Raw genomic sequence first — 22,809 nt, forward strand, 5'->3', positions numbered from 1 at the left:
ATGTTAGTTAGTAATTTACCGTTATTGAGAGGTTCAGGGATTAACCCTGACGCACAGTGCGCTGCTCGATGCGCTTCTCAAATGAGCCTTTGATTACCCGGTTAACGTAGATGCCTGGCGTTTGAATCTCTGTTGGATTCAGCTCACCTGGTTCTACGATCTCTTCTACTTCAACCACGGTGATCTTGCCGGCAGTTGCTGCCATCGGGTTAAAGTTCTGGGCAGTGTCGCGGTAAACTACGTTGCCGTAGGTGTCTGCTTTCCAGCCTTTTACAATGGCAAAATCGCCAGTAATGGATTCTTCAAGAATGTAGTTACGGCCATTGAATTCGCGAACTTCTTTACCCTCGCCAACAGGGGTGCCATAACCGGTAGCGGTGAAAAATGCCGGGATGCCAGCGCCGCCGGCGCGCATCTTTTCTGCCAGTGTGCCCTGAGGCGTAAGTTCAACTTCCAGTTCGCCAGCAAGTAGCTGCTTTTCGAACAGGGCGTTCTCACCGACATAAGAAGAGACCATTTTCTTGATCTGGCGATCAACCAGCAGTACGCCGAGACCGAAACCATCGACACCGCAGTTATTCGATACAACAGTAAGACCTGTAGTACCCTTCTTTTTGATCTCTGCGATCAGGTTCTCAGGAATACCGCAAAGGCCGAATCCGCCAGCGATAACAGTCATGCCATCTTCCAGGCCTGCCATCGCTTCTTCGTAGCTGTTTACAACTTTGTTGAAACCAGACATTAGTGCCACTCCACTTTAGGTGCTTTCTTGTTATAAGGCGGTATCTGGCAGGGACTGCTCCGTAAAACGGAACACCAGATACCTGTTTAAAGAATGACTTAAGTCTCATATACTGCATCTTATTTATCAAATTTAATGATTTTACAGTTTTATAAAATTTTTAAATAAATAGATAAGGGTCATACTGTTGTTGTGGCTGTTGTTAGAGACAAAGGAGCTCTATGAATATCACTCTGAAACAGGTCAGGGCGTTTGTGGCAGTCGCCCGTACTCAAAGCTTTACTGAGGCTTGTGCTCAGGTGTATCTGTCCCAGCCAGCGTTGAGTATCGCCATAAAAAACCTTGAAGAGGAGGTGGGTGGCGCGTTGCTAAGTCGAACGACCCGGGCGATCGCGCTAACCCCTGAGGGTGAGGAGTTCTACCCTGTAGCGCAGCGCATGCTGATGGAGTGGGACGTAGCGCTGGAAGATCTGCAGCAGCGTTTCGCCCTGAATCGTGGTCGGGTAATGCTGGCGGCGATGCCCTCATTTGCCAGCAGTATGTTGCCGAATATAATTCGTGATTATCGTCAGCTTTACCCAAATGTCAGTGTCACTGTGAATGATGTAATCGCCGAAGATGTAGTTGATATGGTGCGCAACGGTGTAGTAGAACTCGGTATAACCTTTGATCCCGGTCGCTCGGAAGACCTGAGTTTTAGTCCGCTGTTTGATGATCGTTTCGTCGCTGTTGTGTCACCGCTGGATGAGCTGGCAGAGTTAAAGGTCATTCCCTGGGAGTTGCTGCTCAAAGGGGACTTCATCGCGTTGCAAAGGCCCTCTAGCATCAGGCTTTTGATTGAGAATAAACTGCGTCAGCTCGGGCTACAGGTTGCGCCAGAGTTTGAAACCCATCAGTTGGCGACCATTGGACGCATGGTGGCAACCGGGCTTGGTGTCAGTGCGGTACCTTCGCTTTGTCTGCGGCAGATGCGTGAGTTGGGAGCCGAGTGCCGAGAGCTGAATACACCGGTGATGTCGCGACAGGTGGGTATCGTCACCCGCAGACGCTATCCGTTGTCGACAGCAGCGCAGAGTCTGCAGGATATTGTTCAGCGTTCAGCAATGGATCTGACCGAGCATATTCAGCTGTAGGGGTTGTGCCGGTATAGCCTCCTTGGGAGTCTGGGGGTATAGATTTCCTGATTACAGTTCACTTTTTAATAACGATAAAAAAAGAGCCATAAAGGCTCTTTTTTTTGTAGCTGTGATATCAGCGCAGGAAATTCATGCTGAACTCTTTGAATTCAGGTGTACCCGACTGCTGCATCCACTCAAAGCCAACCATCTCTTTAGTGACAATATGGATACCGCAGGTGCGCATACGCTCCAGTGCCATCGCTTTGTCTTCCGGATTGCGGGATGACACGCAATCGGCAACTACGTAGACTTCGCGGGCTTGCTGTTTTAGCTGAATGGCGGTCTGCAGGACACAGATATGGGCTTCCATACCGGCGATAACCACCTGATTGGGGCGGATGCTATTAATCTTTTCATTACAGGAAGGATCAGACATACAAGAGAAGTGCAGCTTTTCCATATAGCCATCCTCCGGTAGCACATCGCGCAGTTGCTCTACTGTACGACCCAGTCCCCGTGGATATTGCTCTGAAGTCAGCACCGGAACTTTAGCCAGTTTAGCGACTTCAGCCAGCCAGCGGGTGTTGGCGACCAGAGTCTCATTGTCATGAACTGCAGGCACCAGCTTTTCCTGAATATCGATAACCAGCAGGCAGGATGAGTTAGGGTAGATCAGCATAGAGGTTCTCCAGCACTTATGGATTCCAGTTTAGGGGCGTCAGGATATACCCTGATCTTTAGTTTGGCTATCTCTCTGGTATTGGATATCAGGATTTAGCTGTAGCCGTAGCCGGTTTAACCAGCACGGCAAAACTCAGTAAGGAAAAACAGCCCATTACTGCGATGGTGACGGCCATAGTAGTTGGCGTTCCACTGTGATAGTGGCCAACCACAAGGCCTGCGGTTGCCGCAATAAGCGACTGAATAAAGCCAAGCAGTGATGAGGCCGTGCCGGCAATCGCGGGAAATGGTGCCATCGCGCCGGCCATAGACAAAGGCATAACGATTCCCATAGCAATCATAAACAGCACTTGCGTTGCTATCGTCAGCCAAAGGTTATGAATATCAAGCAGGGCCGGGATTAGCATAGCCAATCCAGCGACTGCACCCAGTAGCGTGCCACGCTGCAGTAAAGTGTTGATACCAATAACCGGGCCTATTCGCTGGGCAATCTGGGTGCCGGTCATATATCCACCGGTAACCAAGGCATAAAACCAGCCATAGTGTTCTGGTTGAATCTTAAAATAATCGATAAGAACAAAAGAGGAGCCGGACAAAAAAGCAAACAGTCCGGCGTATACGCAACTGCAACTTAAGCTATAGCCCAGGTATATCCGGTTTTTAAACAGGGTACTGTAATTGCTGAGGATTGTGGCTGGTTTAAGTGAGCTTCGGTTTTCCGGGCTGAGAGATTCGGGTATTTTCAGAGTAATCAGCAGTATAGCTGCGATGCCATAGCAGGTGAGGAATATAAAGGTAGAGCTCCAGTCGAACCAGATCACCATATAACCACCGATAATCGGTGCGATGGCAGGCGCCAGTGCCATTATTGTGCCCATCATCGAAAGTACTTTGGCGGAATTAACCGGGCCGTGAATATCCCGCACCATGGTTCGGCCCAGTACCGGGCCACCACAAGCCCCCAATGCTTGCAGGAAGCGGAACAGGATCAGTTGTTCAATGGTTGTTGCCTGGGAGCAGCCGTATGAGGCTAGTGTAAATAAAATCAGCCCCGCCAGTAACACCGGCTTACGACCCAGGCGATCTGCCAAAGGTCCATAAATTAATTGCGCTACTGCAAAACCATAGAGAAAAACCGATAGAGTGACCTGTACCCGTTCAGTGCTGGTATTAAATACAGAGGTCAGATCCGGCAGGGTCGGCAGGTACATATCAGTCGATAGCGGGCCCAGCGCAACCACGGCGGCCAAAGTGACGATAACAGCGGTTGATTGCGGTTTAAACATTCTGGCTCCGTGGCTGATGAAATACTGCAGGCTGGGCATTGTGTCAGTTTTTACACTTTTGGCAATTATTCATCAGTGGCATAGCCGGTACAAAGTTACCGTTGGAACAACAGTATTTCACATAAGAAAAAAAATGGCAGGCCAACGGCCTGCCAAAAGGGCATAGTCTTTAAATTAGCTTCTGTATAGAAGCGCCTTAAAAACCAAGTGAAGATTGGTTGTGGAAACCAAACGGTAAAAACCAAATTTTAAAACATGTTTCTAAAGCATAAAGCTCCGGCTGATTAAGCCGGAACCATTAGCCTTAAGCAGGAACAGCCAGCCCCATACGACCCAGCAGGTCATTGACCTGGCCTTCCCAGGCGGTCAGGCGGGTATCGTTGCTCTGTTTGATCAGGCCATACTGCTTAAAGCGGGCAGTGTGTTCAGAGTCAGCACGACCAAAGGTCGCAGCAACACGAGGGTACCAGTAATCGACAGCGGCTTGTGCTGCGGCAGTGCCGTTATGGTCGATCGCATCCTGCAAGCCTTTTTCACCCATTTCGATATGTGCTTGCTCAGACTTAACGATCTCAACCATCGCTTCAGCTAGTGGTGCGTAAGATGCGTGGCGCAACTCACCAAGCTGCACACTGGATGCGGTGCCCATCAGGGTGTTCAGTACCAGCGCGTCGACCCAGCCTTCCAGCGGGTAGTGGAATACGTTCAGACGCTTGTCTCCACCGATGCGGCGGTTGCCAAGATCGACGGTGCGATCCAGGCGGGACGCCCAGGCATGCGAGGAAACATACAGGCGCGGCTCGACATTAAAGTCCTTAAGCAGATCAAGTACTTTTTCAGCATGATCAAAACGGTCAGCAACGATCTGGGCTGCGGTACGACGCTCACGCAGGCCCGGACCATGGTTGATCATGTTGGCGAATCCTGCGGCACCAGCCAGCTGGGAGTCAACAAAGACCACCATCAATCGCATCAGCTCGGAACGATAGCCTTTAGGCAGTTCCTCACCACGTTGAATCATTTCATCATTGCTGATGCGTTCCATCAGAGCTTTGTCATCCATCGCCATAGAAGCCTCTCACATTATTCGCAGTGCGATCAGATTAGAGCAGAAATCTGTTCTATCTGATGTTATTTAGCAGTCTGTGCTGTATGCAGTGACAGACTGGTTATGTTCGATGCCTACAAGATTAACGCAAAACCACAAAGAGATACAATAACAATGTTTATAAATATTCTTTCCGTATCACTTTGTTTGGTGTATCTTTAGTTCCAATCGAATAAAAGTTATCTGGCTATACTGCTGAACTGCTCACTTGAGGGGCTCAATAAGGCAGGTTGCACAGAATAGAAGATGCGAGAGGAACTATGGCTGATATCGCAATCCTGGTAGGAACTGAATCCGGAAACGCCCAGATGGTCGCGGATACCCTGAGCGATGAGCTGGGTATCGATCATGATGTAGTGGTACATGAAGAGCCGGAACTGGACGAGCTTGATCTGGCCAGCCGTGAGATTCTGATTATCTGTTGCTCCACCCACGGCGACGGCGAGCTGCCGGATAATATCATCCCATTGCATGACGCCCTGAAAGAGGGGGATATGGACCTGTCCCACCTTAAGTACGGTATCGTAGCCCTGGGCGACCAGACCTACCACCAGACTTTCTGTCAGGCCGGTAAGGACATGGATGCGGTATTTGCCGCCCGCGGTGCACTGCGTGTCGGCGAGCGTTTAGAGATCGATGCCTGTACCCAGCCGCTGCCAGATGAAGACGCATTAGACTGGGCGAAAGAATTTATGTCGGAACTTTAATGCTCAGAACTTTTTGAGATGAAGTAATCGAAAAAATACGCTACAAATATACTTATAAAATACAGTGAGGCTGTGTCATCGACACGGCCTTTTGCTTAGAAAGCCGGTAGGCAAGCGTGAAGCCGGTTTTCGCAACATAGAAAAAGAGAATTATTATGAGCCAGTCATTGTTTGAGCAGCATCAGGAAACATTACAAGGTGCACTGAAGGCGATCCGTACCCGTGATTACTGGAGCCCGTACCCGGAGAGCCCGAGCCCGCGCAAGTACGGCGAGACCGCCGACAAAGATGGTCAGGCGGCGTTTAAAGCGCACCTCAATGGCTCATTTGAACTGAAAATGCCGGGTATCACCGGCGAAGCGGGCAGCGAAGTATCGCCTTACGGTTTCGATCTGGGCGTGAAGTACCCGACCGTTGATATCGATGTGCTGCTGCCAGCGATGAAAGACGCCCAGAAAGCCTGGCGCGATATCGGTGTCGATGCCCGTGCCGCGATCTGCCTTGAGATCCTGAAGCGCATCAACGCCCGCAGCTTTGAAATTGGCTACGGTGTGATGCACACCTCCGGTCAGGGCTTCATGATGGCCTTCCAGGCCGGTGGCCCGCATGCCCAGGACCGTGGTCTTGAAGCAGTGGCTTACGGCTACGAAGCGATGACCAGCGCACCGGGTAGCGCTACCTGGACTAAGCCACAGGGTAAGCATGATCCACTGGTGCTGGATAAGAAATTTACTGTCGTTGGTCGCGGTGTCGGTCTGGTAATCGGTTGCTCGACCTTCCCGACCTGGAATACCTATCCGGGTATGTTTGCTTCCCTGGTTACGGGTAATCCTGTTGTCGTTAAGCCACACCCAGCCGGTATCCTGCCAGCCGCGATCTCTATCCAGATCGCACAGCAGGTACTGGAAGAGCAGGGCCTGCCGCCACATATCGTATCCATGGTAATCGATGCTGATCCGGCACAGCCATGCACCAAAGAACTGGCTCAGCACGCTGCTGTGAAGCTGATCGACTTTACCGGTAACACCGCCTTTGGTGACTGGCTGGAGCAGAACTGCCCGCAGGCACAGGTGTATACCGAGAAAGCCGGTGTGAACACCATCATCGTCGATTCCACCGACAACTTTAAGGGCATGATCCAGAACCTGTCGTTTACCCTGAGCCTGTACTCCGGGCAGATGTGTACCACGCCGCAGGATATCTTCATTCCGGCGGGCGGTATCGAGACGGATCAGGGGCACAAGAGCTTTGATGATGTTGCTTCTGCACTGGCAACCGGTCTGGACAAGTTCTTGTCTGATCCGGAACGTGCGGGCATGGTACTGGGCTGTATCCAGGCTGACGTCACCGATAAGCGGGTCGACAATGCCAAAGCACTGGGCAATGTAGTACGTGACTCTGACCGTCCGGTGAATCCATGGTTCAAAGAGGCGCGTATGCGCAGCCCGCTGCTCCTGAGTATCGATGCGGACAAAGAAGATACCTATATGGAAGAGCTGTTCGGCCCGATCACTTTCCTGATCAGGACCGAAAGCACGGACCACTCAGTACAGCTGGCGCATAAAGCAGTCAGCAACCACGGTGCGATCACCATGGGCTGCTACTCCACGACTGATGCGGTACTGGATCAGATCGAAGAAGCAGCGCTGGATTGCGGTGTAGCCCTGTCCAGCAACCTGACCGGCGGAGTGTTCGTCAACCAGAGTGCGGCATTCAGTGACTTCCATGCCACTGGCTGCAACCCGGCGGCGAACGCTTGTCTGTCAGACCTTGCCTATGTAGCAAATCGTTTTCGCGTAGTTCAGAGCCGTAAGCATTCTGCTTAGTTGAATTAGCGTCGAATAGGGGTATTCCTGTATATTAAAATCAGCTAAAGTAATGGCTGAAGCAGAGATACCAGAATATTGAAAAGGGAGCTTCGGCTCCCTTTTTTTGTTAAAAAGCTGGGTATATTTACCAGAAGCAGGGATAAAATCATGAAAGTCTATTCAATCGATGGCATTACCCCGGTCGTTGACCCGACCGCATTCGTACACCCGACAGCGGTGTTGATCGGTGATGTAATAGTCGGTCCCGGTTGCTACGTTGGTCCGGCGGCTTGTCTGCGGGGTGACTTCGGTCGTCTGGTACTCAAGAAAGGCGCAAACCTGCAGGACACCTGCGTAATGCATGGTTTTCCAGGAGCAGATACTATCGTCGAAGAAGATGGCCATATCGGCCACGGCGCAGTGCTGCATGGCTGTGTAATAGGTAAAAACGCACTGGTCGGTATGAACTCTGTAATCATGGACGGTGCGGTGATTGGTGAATCCTCAATTGTCGCTGCAATGTCTTTCGTCAAAGCCTCAATGGACGTAGCGCCACGTACACTGGTTGCCGGCTCTCCGGCCAAAGTAATCAAACAGCTGACCGACAAAGAGATCGACTGGAAATCTGCCGGTACCCGTCAGTACCAGGATCTTGCGGTACGCAGCATGAATACTATGCAGCAAGTCGATGCGCTGACAGAAGTCGAGGCGGACCGGCCACGATTGCAGGTAGGGATGGACGGCGTAATTCCGAAGTATAAATCTGACAAGTAGCCAGAACGCTGCAAAGCAGCTGCTAGAAGGCAGTGGCTAGAACGCTGCAAAGCAGCTGCTAGAACGTGCTGCGCGCTTGTTAGTGGCTAGAAAAAGCGAAAAGCCTTCTTCATTACTCTGGGGAAGGCTTTATATTTTAGGCTTCGTAAGGGACGGCGGATTAACTGTACTCCAGCCCTGATTAGCGCTTCTCTATATTGTTACGTGTATAGGTTAATCTCAGGAGTTACTCCTGCCAGTTGAAATTTCTTCAGAAATTCAAGGGCTCCCTCTAATGTATCCGTCGATAACGCTTTCGTTCTGGCAAATTCGATCTGGCTTTTTAATGAATCGAACATATTAAATGGCTCATTCATGATTGGATCGGTTTCAGTGGCCGTGCGCAAGTTACCGTTTTCATTTACCAAAATCATTGATTGCGCCATAAAGAACATACCAAGCTCGGTATCACCGGAACGAGCTAAGGCATCACCTAAAGCGGCGGCATCATTTCGACTCATGTTTGTAGGGTCAATGGTTTTTGCCAGTTCTCGTGTCGATGGCCTTTCTTGTGCGGGCTGTGACGATTGCACTTTATTGGGCGACAAACTGTTGTCCTTTTTAAGTGCTTGTGTCGCCAGAGCTGTGTACGAAGCGCTATTAATTTGCATGTTTGCTCCTGATGATCCAGTTGGAGTACCTGACAATGGACGATACAGCCGTGCCTTAAGCGCTTATTCGTCGGTTCTTTATGTGTGAGTGTTAATTGGCGGTTGCGGTCTGTAACCATGTTTTTGTTCAAATATGTCTGCTTCAGTGGGGCCTGTTCCGGCAGGGAAGATGCTGATATCCAGTGCAGCGCCATATTTGCTTTTTAATGCCGCTATCACTTCATATTGACTCGAGCCTGGTTGAACAAGTCGTCCATCACTGCCCTTGAAAAAAGTCTGGAAACCGTTATCGCCAAAGGTTGCAATTATCTCGCCTTGCAACTCAATAACTGTATTTTGCGGGGTGTTAATCTGCTTTTCCCACAGTTCACGCGATACCTGCCGGTTTTCATCCAGCTTATGAAGGGAAAGGGAGGTCGGAAGTTTGTCTGATAAATCGATCGGCCCTTCAGGGGGAGTAATCAAACGTACGTTCGGACTGCTGATGGCGATAGGTCCCATTATTGGCATGTCTAAATCCTGATCTGTAATTGCTTTTGCTTTCAACCACAAGGCGATATCCGTGCCAGATTAGTATCGTGATGTTAGAGATGCAGCAACAGGGGGCTGAGAGGGATTGTACCGATAGATTTGCTCTTTTGACGGCAGCAGCTTGCCCTATTGGCGGCAGGGGTTTTCCTCTGCAAAAGAAGCTTTTGAGTGGCTAGACCAAAAGGGCAGTGGCTAGAACGCTGCAAAGCAGCTTCTAGAACGCGCTTCGCGCTTGCTAGTGGCTAGAAAAAGCGAAAAGCCTTCTTCATTACTGTGGGGAAGGCTTTTTTGGTTAGAGCTTCGTAAGAAGGGCGGGTGGTATCGATCAGGATGAAGTTATTATTGCTCAGTCAGTTTTTTCTCGGTGCCGCGCATGCGGTCGTAATTGAGTAATACCCAGAAGCTCAGGCCTACCATGAAACCACAGAAAGAGAATAGTTGGAAAGTGGTGTAGAAGCCGGTTGAGCCAGTTACTTCCGCTGCTGGCCAGATAAGAAGCATTGGGATATCAGCAACAAAAATTCCGCCAATAGTCAGGGTGAAAAAGTTAACCTTCTTCTTTTTCAGAATCAGACGGTAAAAGCGATAGCCGATGAAAAACATATACAGGTACGCCACCGGAATACTGGCAAACGCCACCCCTAAGAAATAGCCGATAAAGGTCAGAATACCGGCATCCATGTTGAAACCAGAGATATCTGCAAAGTAAGCGTAGATTGTAAACGCAAAAGGCGTTATCAGCGGCGAAAGGGCCAGGGCTTTACTATCGTTCATTATTCACGTCTTCTTTGTCAGGCTTGTTCAAGCGAAATTTTTTTCGTAAGCGCATTTATAAAAGTGAATTACATATTACCGGAAGGGAGGTTGCCTGTCGCTGCTATTAAGAGGTACCTCTTGATCTGGGTCGTTGAAAGTAGCGGAGGCCAGACCGCCGCGACGCGTCTTGCTGGATGAAGAGCAGTGGCTAGACTGGAAAACAAGTTTTCCTCGCTAGAACGTTACTGCGCAACTTGCTGGTGGTTAGAAAAAGCGAAATCTAACTCAGACTGCTATTAACCAGGTGTTCGATAAACTGGGGTAAAACCAGTGCGTTGATGATGTCGGATAAATCCGTCACCCCCATGCTGTCTTTGCGTTTGAGGCCGCTTCCACCTATGGCATGAACTGTACCGCAAAGGGGGAAGCGGGTGTCAGGCTGCAACCCTTAAGTATCGATCCTAGTTGGCTTGAACCGACGCGGAGCAGTCAGAGGCGGTTCCTGTTTCACAAAGGATATATGTATCGCCAGCACTTCCTGTGTTGTCCTTGTAAGAGCCGTCATTCGTGGTGACCGCTATGGAAGAACCGTTACGGGAGATCTCGACATTATCCGTGCTGGCTCCATCCCAGGTCAGGTTAACAAACTTCTTGTTTCTGCCGCCTTTTTCGCTTGCTGTCAGTGTGATATCACCTGAAGGCGGTTCGTTGCTATCGGTGGTGTAAGTACCTTTCAGTGCCACTGAAGGAACGTTATAAAAAGCGTAGACCGCGAGATACCAATCGCCTGCAGCTGGCGAGGCAATGGTGCAGCGCTCTTCACTGTTATAAGAGTAGGAGCTGCAATCAGCGTTATCGATAGGCAATGGGATCGCAGTTGGATCGACCATTGGGGTACCGCCATGCTTGATATACAGGTCGCCATCACCGGAATTCTTATTGCGGCCTTTTACTGTGCTGCGCAGCACCACATCCAGATTAGTCGCGCCTGGGGCAACATTGATTATCCAGCAGTTCCATTCTCCGGCATCGGCACTGAAACTGCCTGTTGAGACCCCGTTGTTGAGGGGCGGGAGCGGAATATTTTCAGCGGTGTCGCACACCGGGCCTGGGGGCGGTCTTGGTATACCAACCAGTGCAAATGACTCATTGATATTTGTAATGTCAGTGTTGGAATAACCCAGCAAACCGGCAGCCGTCAGTACTCCATCGTAAGCAGTATCAAATGTTTCGCTTGGGCCCCAGATATGCCTGTTGGCATAGGCAAAGAGTTCGAACGTTTTACGCACATCCCAGCCTTCAGTATTCGCCAGGAGGTAGAAGGCCTTGTTGTAAACGCCGCTGGAATGATGCACGTCCATGCCACTGAAATAGTCGGAGGCGTGGCCGATTGAAGAGCCATCTAAAGGCGGGTTGGCCATATAGCGTAGCGCCTGATTCGGAGCTTGGAAAATATCGGCGCCGACCAGAAAGTCTTCGTCCTGGTTCATAAAGAATTCAGCGGCTTCACCTGCCATGTCGGAGAACGCTTCGTTGATACCACCTGACTGGCCGGAATAGATCAGACCCGAGTTTTGCTCGGTGTAGCCGTGACTCACCTCGTGAGCGGATACATCCAGGCTGACCAGAGGGTAGAATATCGTGGCACCGTCACCAAAGGTCATCGATGAACCATTCCAGAAGGCATTCTCGTAGTTGTTACTGTAGTGGACTCGCATCGTTAACTGGAATGTCAGCGGGGCTTCGCCCAGCCATTGGTTATACATATCAAACACTACACCGCCGAAATAATGGGCGTCATTCAATGGGCTGTAGGCGCCGTTGATCGCTTTGTGGGTGTTCTCATGGCAGCTAAACGAGAAAGGGGTTGAACCGGTAGTGCCGTGATCCAGGTCCACTGTTTTAACGTTCGCGTTGTCCATCGTACAGGTAGTTGTGTCCTGAGCTACATCGAGGAAGCCTAAGCCTCCCGTGCCATAGTAGTAGGGACCATCGGGGTCCGTCTTCTCGTTACCGCCGGGGCCTGTGCCATCTGCATGGGTCAGCCCTTCATATTCAAAAATTACTTGTCCACTGTGAGCATCGACGATGAAGGTTGGGCGTGTCGGGTCTCCGCCTTCATCAGTATCTGCAAAAAAACTTATCGCATAGGCGAGCGTTGGGAACTCTCCATTAAGATAGATCACCAGCCCGGACGACGAGTTACTGAATGTAAGTTCAGCAAAGCTGTTTCTCCGCTTTTGAGCCAGGTTTTTCATGGCGTTGAGCGCATCACTTTGCTTAAGACTGGGAGTGGTATTGGTTATTCCATCGGTAAGATTGCGAATTAATCGCCCGTGCACGTTAATCGTTCTGCCGGACTGGTCGCGGCTAATAACTACGGCTTCTCCCCACACCGGGACTCCCATATAGGTTTGCTGATAGCGGCTATGGCTAAAACCTTGTTGGTCGGTTTTTTCTTTGGCCAGGGCCAGCGTTTCGTGTTGCGCCAGACCGAATGCAGCGTGAAGATTGGGGGAGTTACGAATTTGTTGCAGTACCTGAGAGTTGTTGCTCAGTGTCTGACGTTCAGCGGCGAATGTGGAACTACTTGTAAGCGTTAACAGAACGGTGAAGAGCAGGAAAAACATTTTGGAAAACACAGCGACTTCTCCTGAATGCCGGTTACCAACGGCACGCACAAGCGGTCTCATTACCCAAGGGCAGCCTGCCCCCCCCTTGGCAACACTATTATTGTTAGAATATTCCTGCAGTATAGTCTGGATTTTGCCGCGTGATTACGGATCTGAATATGCTATATAGCGAGCAGAGCGCTAATGATGATCAGCGATTCTATAGTGAAAGATTCGTTATTCGTGGCTCGAACGCAGCAAATAAAATAGTTGCTCGTTGTTCGAACACAACAAGTTGCTTGCTCGTTGCTCGAAAAAACTTAGGAGCCTTCTAAGCCAGCATTAGTCTGCTGGGGCTCACTCCATCACGCTGTAAGAATAGTAGGTTGATCTGAGAGCAGCGAAGCCCAACAAACGGTAGCTCGTGGCTTGAACGCAGCAAAGAACGCTGCTTGCTCGTTGTTCGAAAAAACTTAAGAGTCTTCTAAATCACATTAGTCTGATGAGCTCACTCAATTACTCCGTAAACAGAGTTTGCATCAGTCTGCTAAAGCATCATTCGGATAAAGCCTTCGCAAGTTTCCTTTTCTCCGCCCGGATGCTGATAAAGTTACCGATCAGCATAATCAATGCACCGCATAAAATTGCCCAATCCAGGGGCTCGCTGTAAAGCAGGTAACCGACGCCGGCGATCAGCGGCAGGCGTAAAAAGTCCATCGGAACTACCACTGTGGCGTCCATTAGCTGCATCGCCCGGGTGATGCAGTAGTGTGCGGTCAGCGCGGTTACGCCAACCAGCAGAATCCAGGGCCAGACGGCCAGGGCGGGGGATTGCCAATCATATAGCGCTGCGATAAGCCCTATGGGTAGTTGCACAACCGTCATGTAAAACAAGATACACAGAGGGCTGTCTATATGGGCAAGCCTTTTGGTTTTGATGTAGGCGATGCTGTAGCAGATGGCTCCCGCCAAAACGGCCAGTGCCGCAGGTTCCATGACCTCCATTCCCGGGCGTAATATGATCAGCATTCCCGTAATTCCCAGACCGATGGCGATAAGGCGGGGGCCGGACAGTCTTTCGCCCAAAATAAATACAGCCAGTATCGCGGTCCATACCGGTACGGTGAACTCAATCGCGAAGACCTCGGCCAGGGGGATGAAGGCCAGGCCGTAAAACCAACCGAACTGTCCGCCAAAATGAGCGATATTTCGCAGTATATGGGTCTTTGTCGCGCCAGTGCGAATTTGATGCCAGCCTTTAAGGTGTAGCAGGTAGCCAATGATCAGCAGGCCGATTACGCTACGGAAAAAGAGAATCTGAAAGGTGCTAAGTTCTCCGGCCAGTTCTCTGCCAGCGATAGCCATTAGCATAAATGAGGCTAAGGTTCCCACCATCCATAAGGCGGCGATTGCTGCCGGGTTTCTATTGTTGTCCAAGGTCTTGGCATCCTGACGGTTTGTTTAACAACTTCATAACTAGCCATAACTACAGCCATAACTACAGCCATAACTACAGCCATAAATACAATGAGCAGTTATTCATCTGACGAGCGAGAGCATAACAGAGCGAAATAACAGAACCTATGAAACCAGAGAAAGTGATGCATCCGGATCATCACTTTATTTGAATCTTGAGTTACTGGCAGAGTGCCAAAACAAAGTATTCACAACCAAGAAGGAAGATTTTTCGTGCCAGCTTTTATGGCTGGTTTGGACGAATAAGCGTGTAGATGGTGATACAGATAAAAATGCCGAACAGTGGCAGGAGAACATAATCCAGATAGACCGCAATAGATATTAAACCGACGACTTCGAGCAGTAACACCAGAACAGGTGTAAAACAGCAGAGCCCGGTGATAACTGTGCCAATGAGACCTGTTTTGAGAAGGGATCTGTTCGTGTTTTCCTGCGGCATTTTGATTCACCTGTTGGCATAGCTTATGTTTCCTGCCCGGACGTGCTGCAGTGTGAGCCTTGTTGTATCGGTGGGCAGGGAGCAGTGCCATATGAACAGTATACGCAGCAGTCACCCTGTTTAGGTTTTAGCAGGGAGCCGCAACTTTCACACTCATAGAGCCACTGGCAGGCATCTGTCGGCATGGTTTCTGTTTTTGCATGGCTGCAGTGGGGGCACTTGATGGTCGATTCTAAAATAATCTTGTCGTTCATAATTATTCCTAAAGCGAGGAACAGTTATGCGAAGCTTGCCTGACAGTCATTGTAGAACGGGCATCGGTATCAAGGAATATTGGAAAGAAGGTATATAGGTATACAACCCGGTATGCGACGGTTAACCGAGTTCTTTTTTTGTTTCAGCTTTTGTTTTCGCTTTTGTTTTAGCTTTTTGTCCCTAAAGACAGATCAACTAACGTGCTGAATTTCTTGCGTTTGTTCTGATCTGAACTAGCCTGAAAGGCTTCGTTTGTGGTCTGGCGCTAAAAACTACTACTAGAAACTACTACTAAATAAGTATTTTTTCTGTGCCAAGGAAGGATATCTGGAGCAGCGTATTGATCGCTAATATGGCTCCATCAGTAGTCAATCAACCCGGTGTCTCCACTGGGCTATAACAAAAAAATGAGGCTTAGACACATGATCTATTCACAGCCAGGAACCGAAGGTTCCGTCGTTTCTTTTAAAGATCGTTATGCAAACTTTATTGGCGGCGAGTGGGTTGCCCCGGTAAAAGGTCAGTACTTTCAGAATACAACTCCGGTAACCGGCGAAGCGTTTTGTGAAATCCCACGTTCTACTGAAGAAGATATTAATCTGGCGCTGGATGCAGCCCATGCGGCTAAAGCTGCCTGGGGTAGCACGTCAGTGACAGAGCGTTCCAACATCCTGCTGAAGATTGCCGATCGTATCGAGCAGAACCTTGAGCTGCTGGCTGTTGCTGAAACCTGGGATAACGGTAAGGCTGTCCGTGAAACTCTGGCTGCTGACGTACCATTGTGTGTCGATCACTTCCGCTACTATGCCGGTTGTATCCGTGCTCAGGAAGGTTCTATCGGTGAGATTGATCAGAACACAGTGTCTTACCAGTTTCATGAGCCGCTGGGTGTAGTTGGTCAGATTATTCCATGGAACTTCCCGCTGCTGATGGCTGCATGGAAACTGGCGCCGGCACTGGTTACCGGTAACTGTATCGTACTGAAGCCTGCCGAGCAGACGCCGGTTTCCATCCTGAAACTGATGGAAGTGATTGGTGACCTGCTGCCACCTGGCGTACTGAACGTGGTTAACGGTTTCGGTAAGGAAGCAGGCGAAGCGCTGGCGACAAGTACCCGTATCGCTAAGATCGCATTCACCGGTTCGACTCCTGTTGGTTCGCACATTCTTAAGTGTGCTGCTGAAAATATTATTCCGTCTACCGTAGAGCTGGGTGGTAAGTCACCAAACATCTACTTTGCCGATGTAATGGATCAGGAAGATGAATTTGTAAGCAAAGCGGTTGAAGGTGCTGTACTGGCATTCTTTAACCAGGGTGAAGTCTGTACTTGTCCTTCCCGTTTGCTGGTTCAGGAAAGCATCTACGATCAGTTCATTGCTAAGGTCGTAGAACGTGCACAGCAGATCAAGCGTGGTAACCCGCTGGATACAGAAACAATGGTCGGTGCTCAGGCGTCCCAGCAGCAGTTTGAGAAGATTCTGTCTTACATGGAGATTGGTAAGGAAGAAGGTGCTGAGTTCCTGATCGGTGGCGAAGCGCATGCAAACGGTGGTGAGTACGACTCCGGTTACTACATTCAGCCTACGCTGATGAAGGGCCACAATAAGATGCGTGTATTCCAGGAAGAGATCTTCGGACCTGTCGTCGCTGTAGCAACCTTTAAAGATGAAGCTGAAGCGCTGGCTATCGCCAACGATACAGAGTTTGGTCTGGGTGCCGGTGTCTGGACCCGCGATATGAACCTGTCTTACCGCATGGGTCGTGGTATCGAGGCCGGTCGTGTATGGACTAACTGTTACCACCTGTATCCTGCTCACGCAGCGTTCGGTGGCTATAAGAAGTCCGGTGTTGGTCGTGAAACACACAAGATGATGCTGGATCACTATCAGCAGACCAAGAACATGCTGGTGAGCTACGATATCAACCCACTGGGCTTCTTCTAAGCCGGTCGGTTGCAGCTGCAAAGCTGAAGCAATTTAACGGGGCTGTTTATCTGCCCCGTTTCTTCGTCTCCTTTCGTCGTTGTTTGGAGATTCGCACTTGCAACGGGCTGTTCATAGCTTGTGTTGCACTCTGCACCTGCCCTTAAGCGGCCTCCATTACTGCTTATCGGGAGCCCCTTTGTCAGGGGATTTGTCGGTGTTCTTTGGCGGCCCTGCGGGCCGTCTTTTTTCGTCAGGCTATCTTATAGTTTGTTCTTGAAAATTTATCCCTGAACCGTCTTAAACAGGCTTTTTGCTTTCTCTAGCCATGAACCGGGTTGACCATCTTGCCCAAGATGGGTAACTGAGTTATTGATTTGAATATGATTTTTAGCTCTTGCTGGTTAAGCTGAAGCCGTCGCCCAGAATATAGTCGGGATGGGTTTAGTTATCAGGTACAGGACAGCTGTATGGCTATTGGCAAGGAATATCGTAAGCCGAATCTGGCCCTTATGTGGGGCGTGTTTAGCGCGATTGTAATTCTGCTGGTTACACTGGCGGCCTATTTCCTAATCTCAAATCACCTTAAGAGCCAGCAACGCCTGGGCGCGCTGCAGCATTCTATCGAAGTGCAGATCAATAAGCGGCTACAGATAGAGGTCGATGACGCAGCCGCCTTCATTGAACAACAATATAGCCAGGCAGAGCAGATTCTCAGGCAGGAGTCACGTAGTCAGGTGAAACAGGCGCTGGCGGTTGCCAGGTCTGTTTATGAGCAGAATAAAGGCAGTCATAGTGAAGCCGAAGTAAAGCGGATGATCCTGGAGGCGTTACGAGGAGTACGTTTCTTTAGTGGGCGGGGTTACATTTTTATCGGAGATAAAGATGGCAATAGTTTGTTATTACCTCCCTCTCCTGGTCTGGAAGGCAGCTCGATGTATGACCTTAAAGATGACCAGGGTAATTTTTTTGTACGACGCTTTATCGAAATTATTAACTCGAAAAGTGGCTCTGGTTATGCCGAGTATCGCTGGTATCCGCCGGAAGATAAGACCCGGATGCAGGATAAAATTACTTATATCGAACGTTTTGAACCCTTTAACTGGCTGGTCGGCGCCGGGGATTATCTGTACCAGATTCAGCGTGATCAGCAGCGGCGGATACTGGATCATCTGAATACGATCAGCTTTGGCGATGACGGCTACCTGGCTGTACTCGACCGTGATGGTTTGATGTTGTCTGGGCAGGGGATCGATAACTTTGCCGGGATGCATCTGTCTCAGTTACCTCGTGGCAGGGATAAAGATGCCTTGTCACAAATTATGTTGCAGGCTGACACCGAAGGCTTCCAGCGGGCAGATTGGTATCGCCTGGATGGTTCCCTTGGCAAAGACCAGCTGCTCTATTTCAAACCGTTGTCACTGTGGGGCTGGACCATTCTGGCAGGGGGCTATTCAGATGCCAATCTGCAGTTGCTGGAGCAGGAGCGGATCGGCCTGAATCAGCAGAAAAGTCAGGACAGTGGCCAGCTGTTGATATATCTGATGTTTATTCTGGGGCTTGCCGGGTATGCCATTCGACGCTATTCGCTTTGGCTTAAGCAGAGCTTTGTTGCATTCCAGAGTGATATCGAGCAGCAGAATCAGATTTTGCGGGCGAATGAAAAATCTCTCGAGGTCAGCGCCCGTATTGTCGATGCGGCCCATGAGGGGATTATGCTGACGGATGCTCAGAATCGGATTATCCGGATTAACGATTCTTTTACCCGGATTACCGGTTACAGTTTTGATGAAGTTAAAGGGCGAAGCCCCCGCATACTCTCATCGGGTCGTCAGGATAAGGGGTTCTATGAAGCGATGTGGCAGACATTGCAGAGCACTGGTAAGTGGCATGGAGAGATGTGGAATCAGCGTAAAAACGGTGATCTTTTCCCGCAATCATTATCCATAACCACCTACTGTAACGCGGCCGGTGAGATCGAAAACTATATCGGGACTTTCACCGATATCAGTCAGCGTAAATTGTTCGAAGAGCAGATGGAGCATATGGCGCAGTATGACTCGCTGACCGATCTGGCCAACCGGCGCATGTTGTCAATGCGCATGTACCATGAGATCGCCGTGTCGAAACGGGATCCTGATTATCGTCTGGCGGTGATTTTTATCGATCTGGATCATTTCAAACAGATCAACGATACCTACGGCCACGGTATCGGCGATCAGGTGCTGATAACGACCGCACGTCGTCTGAGTGATGAGGTGCGCGAGGTGGATCTGGTTAGTCGTCTCGGTGGCGATGAGTTCGTCGTAGTGATGGGGCAAACCGGAAAAAATATACATGCCTCGGTCGCAAATTTTGTAGAACGTATTATCAATACTTTATCCAGTCCGATCACTCTCGCCGGTGAGGCGTTACAGTTGACGCCTACGATAGGTATTGCTGTATATCCTGATGACGGAATGGATGAGAACACTTTGCTGAAGAACGCTGATACTGCGATGTATCAGGCCAAGCAGAAGGGGCGCAATACCTATCAGTTCTTCGCTCAGAGTATGAGTGAAGCGGTCGGTAACCGACTGGCGATGGAGAAAGAGTTAAAGCAGGCGGTCAGTCAGCAGGCTCTGCAGCTGTATTACCAGCCCCAGTACAGTATGCAAGGTGGCAAACTGGTCGGCTTTGAAGCACTGTTACGTTGGCCCGACAAAATGGGCATGCTACTAATGCCGGAACAGTTTATCCCGTTGGCCGAAGAGACCGGTTTGATCGTGCCTTTAGGTGAGTGGGTGCTGAAAACGGCATGTCTGCATGCGCAGCAATGGTCTGAACCAGGCGCCGAACAGCTGTCTGTTGCGGTAAATGTTTCAGGCCGTCAGCTGAGCGCAGAGCTACCGAAGCAGGTGGTTCAGGCGATAACAGAGAGCGGTATTACCCCGCAAAGACTGATACTGGAGATCAAAGAAAGTGCGCTGATTGAGCAGGATCTGGAAGCTATTCAGGATATTCTGCAGCAGATTCACCGGCAGGGTGTGCGCATCGCCATCGATGACTTTGCGACTAAGCATTCAAGTCTGGGTTATCTGGCCCGGTTGCCGATTGATCAGTTGAAAATCGATCGGGGCTTTGTTCGACACCTGCCAGGGAGAGCTGAAGACGCTTCTATCGCCACTTCTATTCTGAGTCTGGCCCAGAAACTGAACATCCGGACGCTTGCCGAAGGCGTCGAAACACCGGAGCAAAGAGACTACCTGATCGCTTCAGGTTGTGATGAAAGTCAGGGTTTTCTCTATTCAAGAGCGGTACCTTTAGATACCGTAATTGCGTTGATTAAGCGCGAGCATGTCCGAAATAGTGTGTCTGACAGGGAGCTGGTTTGACTCTGCCCGAATGTTATTAATGATCAACTAAAGCGTACGGAAAAACCGGCGCCAAGATGAGGTAAGCAGTATGCCTGTAGTATGGAAGCAGCAACTCGCCACCGGTAATGACCTGATCGATCTGGATCACAAATATCTGATCGCCTTGTTTAACTCAGTAGAACTGGCGCTGAGTAAGCCGGAAAATCTCAAGTTTCTGCCGATATTTTTTCGCCAGCTGGTGGATTACACCCGCGAGCATTTCGAACGGGAAGAGAAAATTCAGCTGAAGATCCGATACCCCTATTATGCCGATCATAAAATTGAGCATCAGAATATAGTTGACCACCTGGAAACAATCTACAGCAAAATTCATGAAGTCGTCGGTGTCGGCGATGCGATGGCCAGCCCCGATGAGATTCATGCCAAGCTGGATGCTGAGATTATCAGTCTGGCACGGGAGTGGGTGATTGAACATCTGGTTAAAACGGATTCAAAGATGGCGCAGTTCCTGCGTAAATATCCGGAAGACCTCAGCTAAAAAAACGTTCAGATTCAGCTGCCTGAAAGATGCCGGGCTGTTACAATTACCTTAATATTCCGGCCGGGCTGAACTGTGTTAATTATATCGAATGCTGTAACTCTTTCTGACGATGATATAGAACTGACGGCCATCCGGGCCCAGGGCAGTGGTGGTCAGAACGTCAATAAAGTTTCATCTGCGATCCATCTGCGGTTTGATATCAGGGCCTCTTCGCTGCCTGAGTTCTATAAAGAGCGGTTGCTCAACCTGAAAGATCAGCGTATCACCAAAGATGGCGTGATCATCATAAAAGCACAGCAGTTTCGCACCCAGGAAAAAAACCGTGAAGACGCTTTAAATCGCCTTCAGGCGTTGATTAAAAGTGCTTCAGTGGTACAGAAAACCCGCCGCGCCACTAAGCCTACTAAAGGCTCGCAACGGCGCCGCATGGACAGTAAGACTAAGCGCGGTAAGGTGAAGTCCCTGCGCGGCAGAGTGTCAGATTAAGCAAACAATCAAAATCAGTTTTTAAGGATTAACGATGAAGAAAACAGTTAAATCAGTCGCGCTGGCGACCGTACTTGGGTTCTCTCTGGTGGCACTGCAGGGCTGTTCGCCGGAAGTCGGCAGTAAAGAGTGGTGCGCCGAGCTGAAAGAGAAGCCGAAAGGAGAATGGTCGGGCAATGAAGCGAAAGACTTTGCCAGGCACTGTATTTTGTAATCTGAGATCCTGGATTTAATAAAAAGCCGCCCTTTTGTATTCGAAAGGGCGGCTTTTTTATGTACTGGATGTACGGTATGCCGCGAGCACATGGATGTGCAGGAGCGGTGATGTCTGCAATACGTCTGAAAAGCTACGACTAAAACAGGAGCTGTTTTAGTTCCAAAGTACCATATGGTCGCGCCGGGATGCTTCATATTATGTTTAGAGAGTCATCTGACTCGAAAATCTAATAATTATAGAGGTGTATGACCATGTGGACTAAACCAGCTTACACAGACCTGCGTATCGGTTTTGAAGTAACTATGTACTTCGCAAACCGCTAACAGGTTCGCAAGCTCTGCCACTGGCGGAGCTTTATTCCCGCCCATCCGGGCAAAGTGCAAAACAACGACAAGAAAATAATAACAATGAAAATACAAGTTTTAGGGTCTGCTGCCGGCGGAGGCTTCCCGCAGTGGAACTGTAATTGTCATAACTGTAGCGGCATGCGTGCCGGTACTCTTAATGCCAAAACCCGCACTCAGTCATCGATCGCGATCAGCGTGAATAATGAAGACTGGATACTGTTTAATACTTCGCCGGATATCCGCCAGCAGCTGGCTGATTTTGCGCCGATGCAACCGAACCGGGCGATCCGGGATACCGGTATTGCAGCCATCGTGTTTATGGACAGCCAGATCGACCATACCACCGGCCTGCTGATGCTACGCGAAGGTTGTCCGCATGAGGTCTGGTGCACCGATATGGTGTATCAGGACCTGACCAGTGGCTTCCCTATTTTCAATATGCTGGAGCACTGGAATGGTGGTATTAAACGCAATCGTATTCCGGTGGGTGAAGCTGATAACAGCTTTGTTATTCCAGCGGTGCCAGAGCTTAAATTAACTCCGGTGGCCCTGCTCAGCAGCGCACCACCGTATTCACCGCATCGCAATGACCCTCACCCGGGGGACAACATAGGTATCCTGATAGAAGATACCCGCAGCGGTAAAACCTTGTTCTATGCCCCTGGCCTTGGCCAGATCGAACCCCATCTTAAACCCATCATGAAAGATGCCGACTGTCTGTTGGTAGACGGCACTATCTGGCGTGACGACGAGCTGATTACCTCCGGGGTCGGCGATAAGTTGGGTGTCACTATGGGCCATCTGGCCCAGTCCCGTAATGAAGAGACGGGTGAGGGTGGCATGATCGAATTTCTGGATACGCTGGATAAGCCCCGGAAAGTTCTGATCCATATCAATAATACCAATCCGATTCTCGATGAAGATTCACCGGAGCGTGCTGAGGTTCAGGCCCACGGTATCGAAATCTCCTGGGACGGAATGAGTATAGAGCTGTAAC

Annotated in this window: 22 protein-coding genes; 11 read left to right on the top strand and 11 right to left on the bottom strand. The window is 49.8% G+C overall.

Going from position 1 to position 22,809, the window contains the following annotated elements; genetic code table 11:
* Positions 1–40: 40 nt before the first annotated feature.
* Complete coding sequence (locus tag ACQUQM_RS05560; RefSeq protein WP_432473495.1) at positions 41–742, bottom strand: CoA transferase subunit A; 702 nt, start codon at positions 740–742, stop codon at positions 41–43.
* A 221-nt stretch (positions 743–963) separates the two neighbouring features.
* On the opposite strand from ACQUQM_RS05560, the gene ACQUQM_RS05565 reads away from it, so the two are divergent.
* Positions 964–1,875 (top strand): LysR substrate-binding domain-containing protein, encoded by a 912-nt coding sequence (locus ACQUQM_RS05565; RefSeq protein ID WP_432473496.1) that lies wholly within the window; start codon positions 964–966, stop codon positions 1,873–1,875.
* A gap of 118 nt (positions 1,876–1,993) precedes the next feature.
* On the opposite strand, the gene ACQUQM_RS05570 is transcribed toward ACQUQM_RS05565, so the two are convergent.
* From ACQUQM_RS05570 to ACQUQM_RS05580, 3 genes are all read right to left on the bottom strand, one after another.
* On the bottom strand, positions 1,994–2,539 hold the full coding sequence (locus ACQUQM_RS05570; protein ID WP_432473497.1) for a hydrolase: 546 nt from the start codon (positions 2,537–2,539) through the stop codon (positions 1,994–1,996).
* Between the two features lie 88 nt (positions 2,540–2,627).
* Entirely contained in the window at positions 2,628–3,827 is a 1,200-nt protein-coding gene (locus ACQUQM_RS05575; RefSeq protein ID WP_432473498.1) for a Bcr/CflA family multidrug efflux MFS transporter, read from the bottom strand.
* Positions 3,828–4,131: 304 nt separating this feature from the next.
* A complete protein-coding gene (locus ACQUQM_RS05580) occupies positions 4,132–4,890 on the bottom strand; it encodes a Phenylacetic acid catabolic protein (protein WP_432473499.1) in 759 nt (252 codons plus the stop codon).
* Positions 4,891–5,195: 305 nt separating this feature from the next.
* Here ACQUQM_RS05580 and ACQUQM_RS05585 point away from each other — a divergent pair, with 305 nt between their 5' ends.
* From ACQUQM_RS05585 to paaY, 3 genes are all read left to right on the top strand, one after another.
* A complete protein-coding gene (locus ACQUQM_RS05585; protein ID WP_432473500.1) occupies positions 5,196–5,642 on the top strand; it encodes a flavodoxin domain-containing protein in 447 nt (148 codons plus the stop codon).
* Between the two features lie 155 nt (positions 5,643–5,797).
* Positions 5,798–7,468, top strand: coding sequence for a phenylacetic acid degradation protein PaaN (gene paaN, locus ACQUQM_RS05590; protein ID WP_432473501.1), 1,671 nt, complete (start codon positions 5,798–5,800; stop codon positions 7,466–7,468).
* A 150-nt stretch (positions 7,469–7,618) separates the two neighbouring features.
* The gene (gene paaY / locus ACQUQM_RS05595; RefSeq protein ID WP_432473502.1) at positions 7,619–8,224 is read left to right on the top strand and encodes a phenylacetic acid degradation protein PaaY; all 606 of its coding nucleotides are present in this window, start codon (positions 7,619–7,621) and stop codon (positions 8,222–8,224) included.
* 200 nt (positions 8,225–8,424) lie between these two features.
* On the opposite strand, the gene ACQUQM_RS05600 is transcribed toward paaY, so the two are convergent.
* The 7 genes from ACQUQM_RS05600 to ACQUQM_RS05630 form a co-directional block, all read right to left on the bottom strand.
* Positions 8,425–8,874 carry a hypothetical protein gene (locus tag ACQUQM_RS05600; RefSeq protein ID WP_432473503.1) on the bottom strand — a complete coding sequence of 150 codons (450 nt, stop codon included), beginning with the start codon at positions 8,872–8,874 and terminating at the stop codon, positions 8,425–8,427.
* 78 nt (positions 8,875–8,952) lie between these two features.
* Complete coding sequence (locus ACQUQM_RS05605; protein ID WP_432473504.1) at positions 8,953–9,426, bottom strand: hypothetical protein; 474 nt, start codon at positions 9,424–9,426, stop codon at positions 8,953–8,955.
* A 318-nt stretch (positions 9,427–9,744) separates the two neighbouring features.
* Positions 9,745–10,179 (bottom strand): hypothetical protein, encoded by a 435-nt coding sequence (locus ACQUQM_RS05610; protein WP_432473505.1) that lies wholly within the window; start codon positions 10,177–10,179, stop codon positions 9,745–9,747.
* A gap of 443 nt (positions 10,180–10,622) precedes the next feature.
* Positions 10,623–12,803: a M4 family metallopeptidase gene (locus ACQUQM_RS05615; RefSeq protein WP_432473506.1), complete on the bottom strand. Its 2,181-nt coding sequence runs from the start codon at positions 12,801–12,803 to the stop codon at positions 10,623–10,625.
* 525 nt (positions 12,804–13,328) lie between these two features.
* Complete coding sequence (locus tag ACQUQM_RS05620) at positions 13,329–14,210, bottom strand: DMT family transporter (RefSeq protein WP_432473507.1); 882 nt, start codon at positions 14,208–14,210, stop codon at positions 13,329–13,331.
* Between the two features lie 262 nt (positions 14,211–14,472).
* Complete coding sequence (merF, locus tag ACQUQM_RS05625) at positions 14,473–14,688, bottom strand: mercury resistance system transport protein MerF (protein ID WP_432473508.1); 216 nt, start codon at positions 14,686–14,688, stop codon at positions 14,473–14,475.
* Between the two features lie 23 nt (positions 14,689–14,711).
* Positions 14,712–14,942 (bottom strand): GDCCVxC domain-containing (seleno)protein, encoded by a 231-nt coding sequence (locus tag ACQUQM_RS05630; RefSeq protein WP_432473509.1) that lies wholly within the window; start codon positions 14,940–14,942, stop codon positions 14,712–14,714.
* 423 nt (positions 14,943–15,365) lie between these two features.
* Here ACQUQM_RS05630 and exaC point away from each other — a divergent pair, with 423 nt between their 5' ends.
* The 7 genes from exaC (at position 15,366) to pqqB (ending at position 22,808) form a co-directional block, all read left to right on the top strand.
* Positions 15,366–16,886, top strand: a complete 1,521-nt coding sequence (gene exaC, locus ACQUQM_RS05635) for an acetaldehyde dehydrogenase ExaC (RefSeq protein WP_432473510.1) — start codon at positions 15,366–15,368, stop codon at positions 16,884–16,886.
* Between the two features lie 449 nt (positions 16,887–17,335).
* Positions 17,336–20,239 carry a bifunctional diguanylate cyclase/phosphodiesterase gene (locus ACQUQM_RS05640; protein ID WP_432473511.1) on the top strand — a complete coding sequence of 968 codons (2,904 nt, stop codon included), beginning with the start codon at positions 17,336–17,338 and terminating at the stop codon, positions 20,237–20,239.
* A gap of 70 nt (positions 20,240–20,309) precedes the next feature.
* Positions 20,310–20,759, top strand: a complete 450-nt coding sequence (locus ACQUQM_RS05645) for a bacteriohemerythrin (RefSeq protein ID WP_432473512.1) — start codon at positions 20,310–20,312, stop codon at positions 20,757–20,759.
* Positions 20,760–20,834: 75 nt separating this feature from the next.
* A complete protein-coding gene (gene arfB, locus ACQUQM_RS05650) occupies positions 20,835–21,248 on the top strand; it encodes an alternative ribosome rescue aminoacyl-tRNA hydrolase ArfB (protein WP_432473513.1) in 414 nt (137 codons plus the stop codon).
* A 34-nt stretch (positions 21,249–21,282) separates the two neighbouring features.
* Positions 21,283–21,462, top strand: a complete 180-nt coding sequence (locus ACQUQM_RS05655) for a DUF3012 domain-containing protein (protein WP_432473514.1) — start codon at positions 21,283–21,285, stop codon at positions 21,460–21,462.
* Between the two features lie 254 nt (positions 21,463–21,716).
* Positions 21,717–21,788, top strand: a complete 72-nt coding sequence (pqqA, locus tag ACQUQM_RS05660) for a pyrroloquinoline quinone precursor peptide PqqA (RefSeq protein WP_003243383.1) — start codon at positions 21,717–21,719, stop codon at positions 21,786–21,788.
* Between the two features lie 84 nt (positions 21,789–21,872).
* Positions 21,873–22,808 carry a pyrroloquinoline quinone biosynthesis protein PqqB gene (gene pqqB, locus ACQUQM_RS05665; RefSeq protein ID WP_432473515.1) on the top strand — a complete coding sequence of 312 codons (936 nt, stop codon included), beginning with the start codon at positions 21,873–21,875 and terminating at the stop codon, positions 22,806–22,808.
* Position 22,809: the final 1 nt, after the last annotated feature.

This window comes from Amphritea sp. HPY (genome assembly GCF_050870985.1).
GTDB lineage: Bacteria > Pseudomonadota > Gammaproteobacteria > Pseudomonadales > Balneatricaceae > Amphritea.

What these genes read in the sequence shown, in the direction of transcription:
- ACQUQM_RS05560 (WP_432473495.1), bottom strand. Translation starts at nt 742, where the DNA reads ATGTCTGGTTTCAACAAAGTTGTAAACAGCTACGAAGAAGCGATGGCA.
- ACQUQM_RS05565 (WP_432473496.1), top strand. Translation starts at nt 964, where the DNA reads ATGAATATCACTCTGAAACAGGTCAGGGCGTTTGTGGCAGTCGCCCGT.
- ACQUQM_RS05570 (WP_432473497.1), bottom strand. Translation starts at nt 2,539, where the DNA reads ATGCTGATCTACCCTAACTCATCCTGCCTGCTGGTTATCGATATTCAG.
- ACQUQM_RS05575 (WP_432473498.1), bottom strand. Translation starts at nt 3,827, where the DNA reads ATGTTTAAACCGCAATCAACCGCTGTTATCGTCACTTTGGCCGCCGTG.
- ACQUQM_RS05580 (WP_432473499.1), bottom strand. Translation starts at nt 4,890, where the DNA reads ATGGATGACAAAGCTCTGATGGAACGCATCAGCAATGATGAAATGATT.
- ACQUQM_RS05585 (WP_432473500.1), top strand. Translation starts at nt 5,196, where the DNA reads ATGGCTGATATCGCAATCCTGGTAGGAACTGAATCCGGAAACGCCCAG.
- paaN (WP_432473501.1), top strand. Translation starts at nt 5,798, where the DNA reads ATGAGCCAGTCATTGTTTGAGCAGCATCAGGAAACATTACAAGGTGCA.
- paaY (WP_432473502.1), top strand. Translation starts at nt 7,619, where the DNA reads ATGAAAGTCTATTCAATCGATGGCATTACCCCGGTCGTTGACCCGACC.
- ACQUQM_RS05600 (WP_432473503.1), bottom strand. Translation starts at nt 8,874, where the DNA reads ATGCAAATTAATAGCGCTTCGTACACAGCTCTGGCGACACAAGCACTT.
- ACQUQM_RS05610 (WP_432473505.1), bottom strand. Translation starts at nt 10,179, where the DNA reads ATGAACGATAGTAAAGCCCTGGCCCTTTCGCCGCTGATAACGCCTTTT.
- merF (WP_432473508.1), bottom strand. Translation starts at nt 14,688, where the DNA reads ATGCCGCAGGAAAACACGAACAGATCCCTTCTCAAAACAGGTCTCATT.
- ACQUQM_RS05630 (WP_432473509.1), bottom strand. Translation starts at nt 14,942, where the DNA reads ATGAACGACAAGATTATTTTAGAATCGACCATCAAGTGCCCCCACTGC.
- exaC (WP_432473510.1), top strand. Translation starts at nt 15,366, where the DNA reads ATGATCTATTCACAGCCAGGAACCGAAGGTTCCGTCGTTTCTTTTAAA.
- ACQUQM_RS05640 (WP_432473511.1), top strand. Translation starts at nt 17,336, where the DNA reads ATGGCTATTGGCAAGGAATATCGTAAGCCGAATCTGGCCCTTATGTGG.
- ACQUQM_RS05645 (WP_432473512.1), top strand. Translation starts at nt 20,310, where the DNA reads ATGCCTGTAGTATGGAAGCAGCAACTCGCCACCGGTAATGACCTGATC.
- ACQUQM_RS05655 (WP_432473514.1), top strand. Translation starts at nt 21,283, where the DNA reads ATGAAGAAAACAGTTAAATCAGTCGCGCTGGCGACCGTACTTGGGTTC.
- pqqB (WP_432473515.1), top strand. Translation starts at nt 21,873, where the DNA reads ATGAAAATACAAGTTTTAGGGTCTGCTGCCGGCGGAGGCTTCCCGCAG.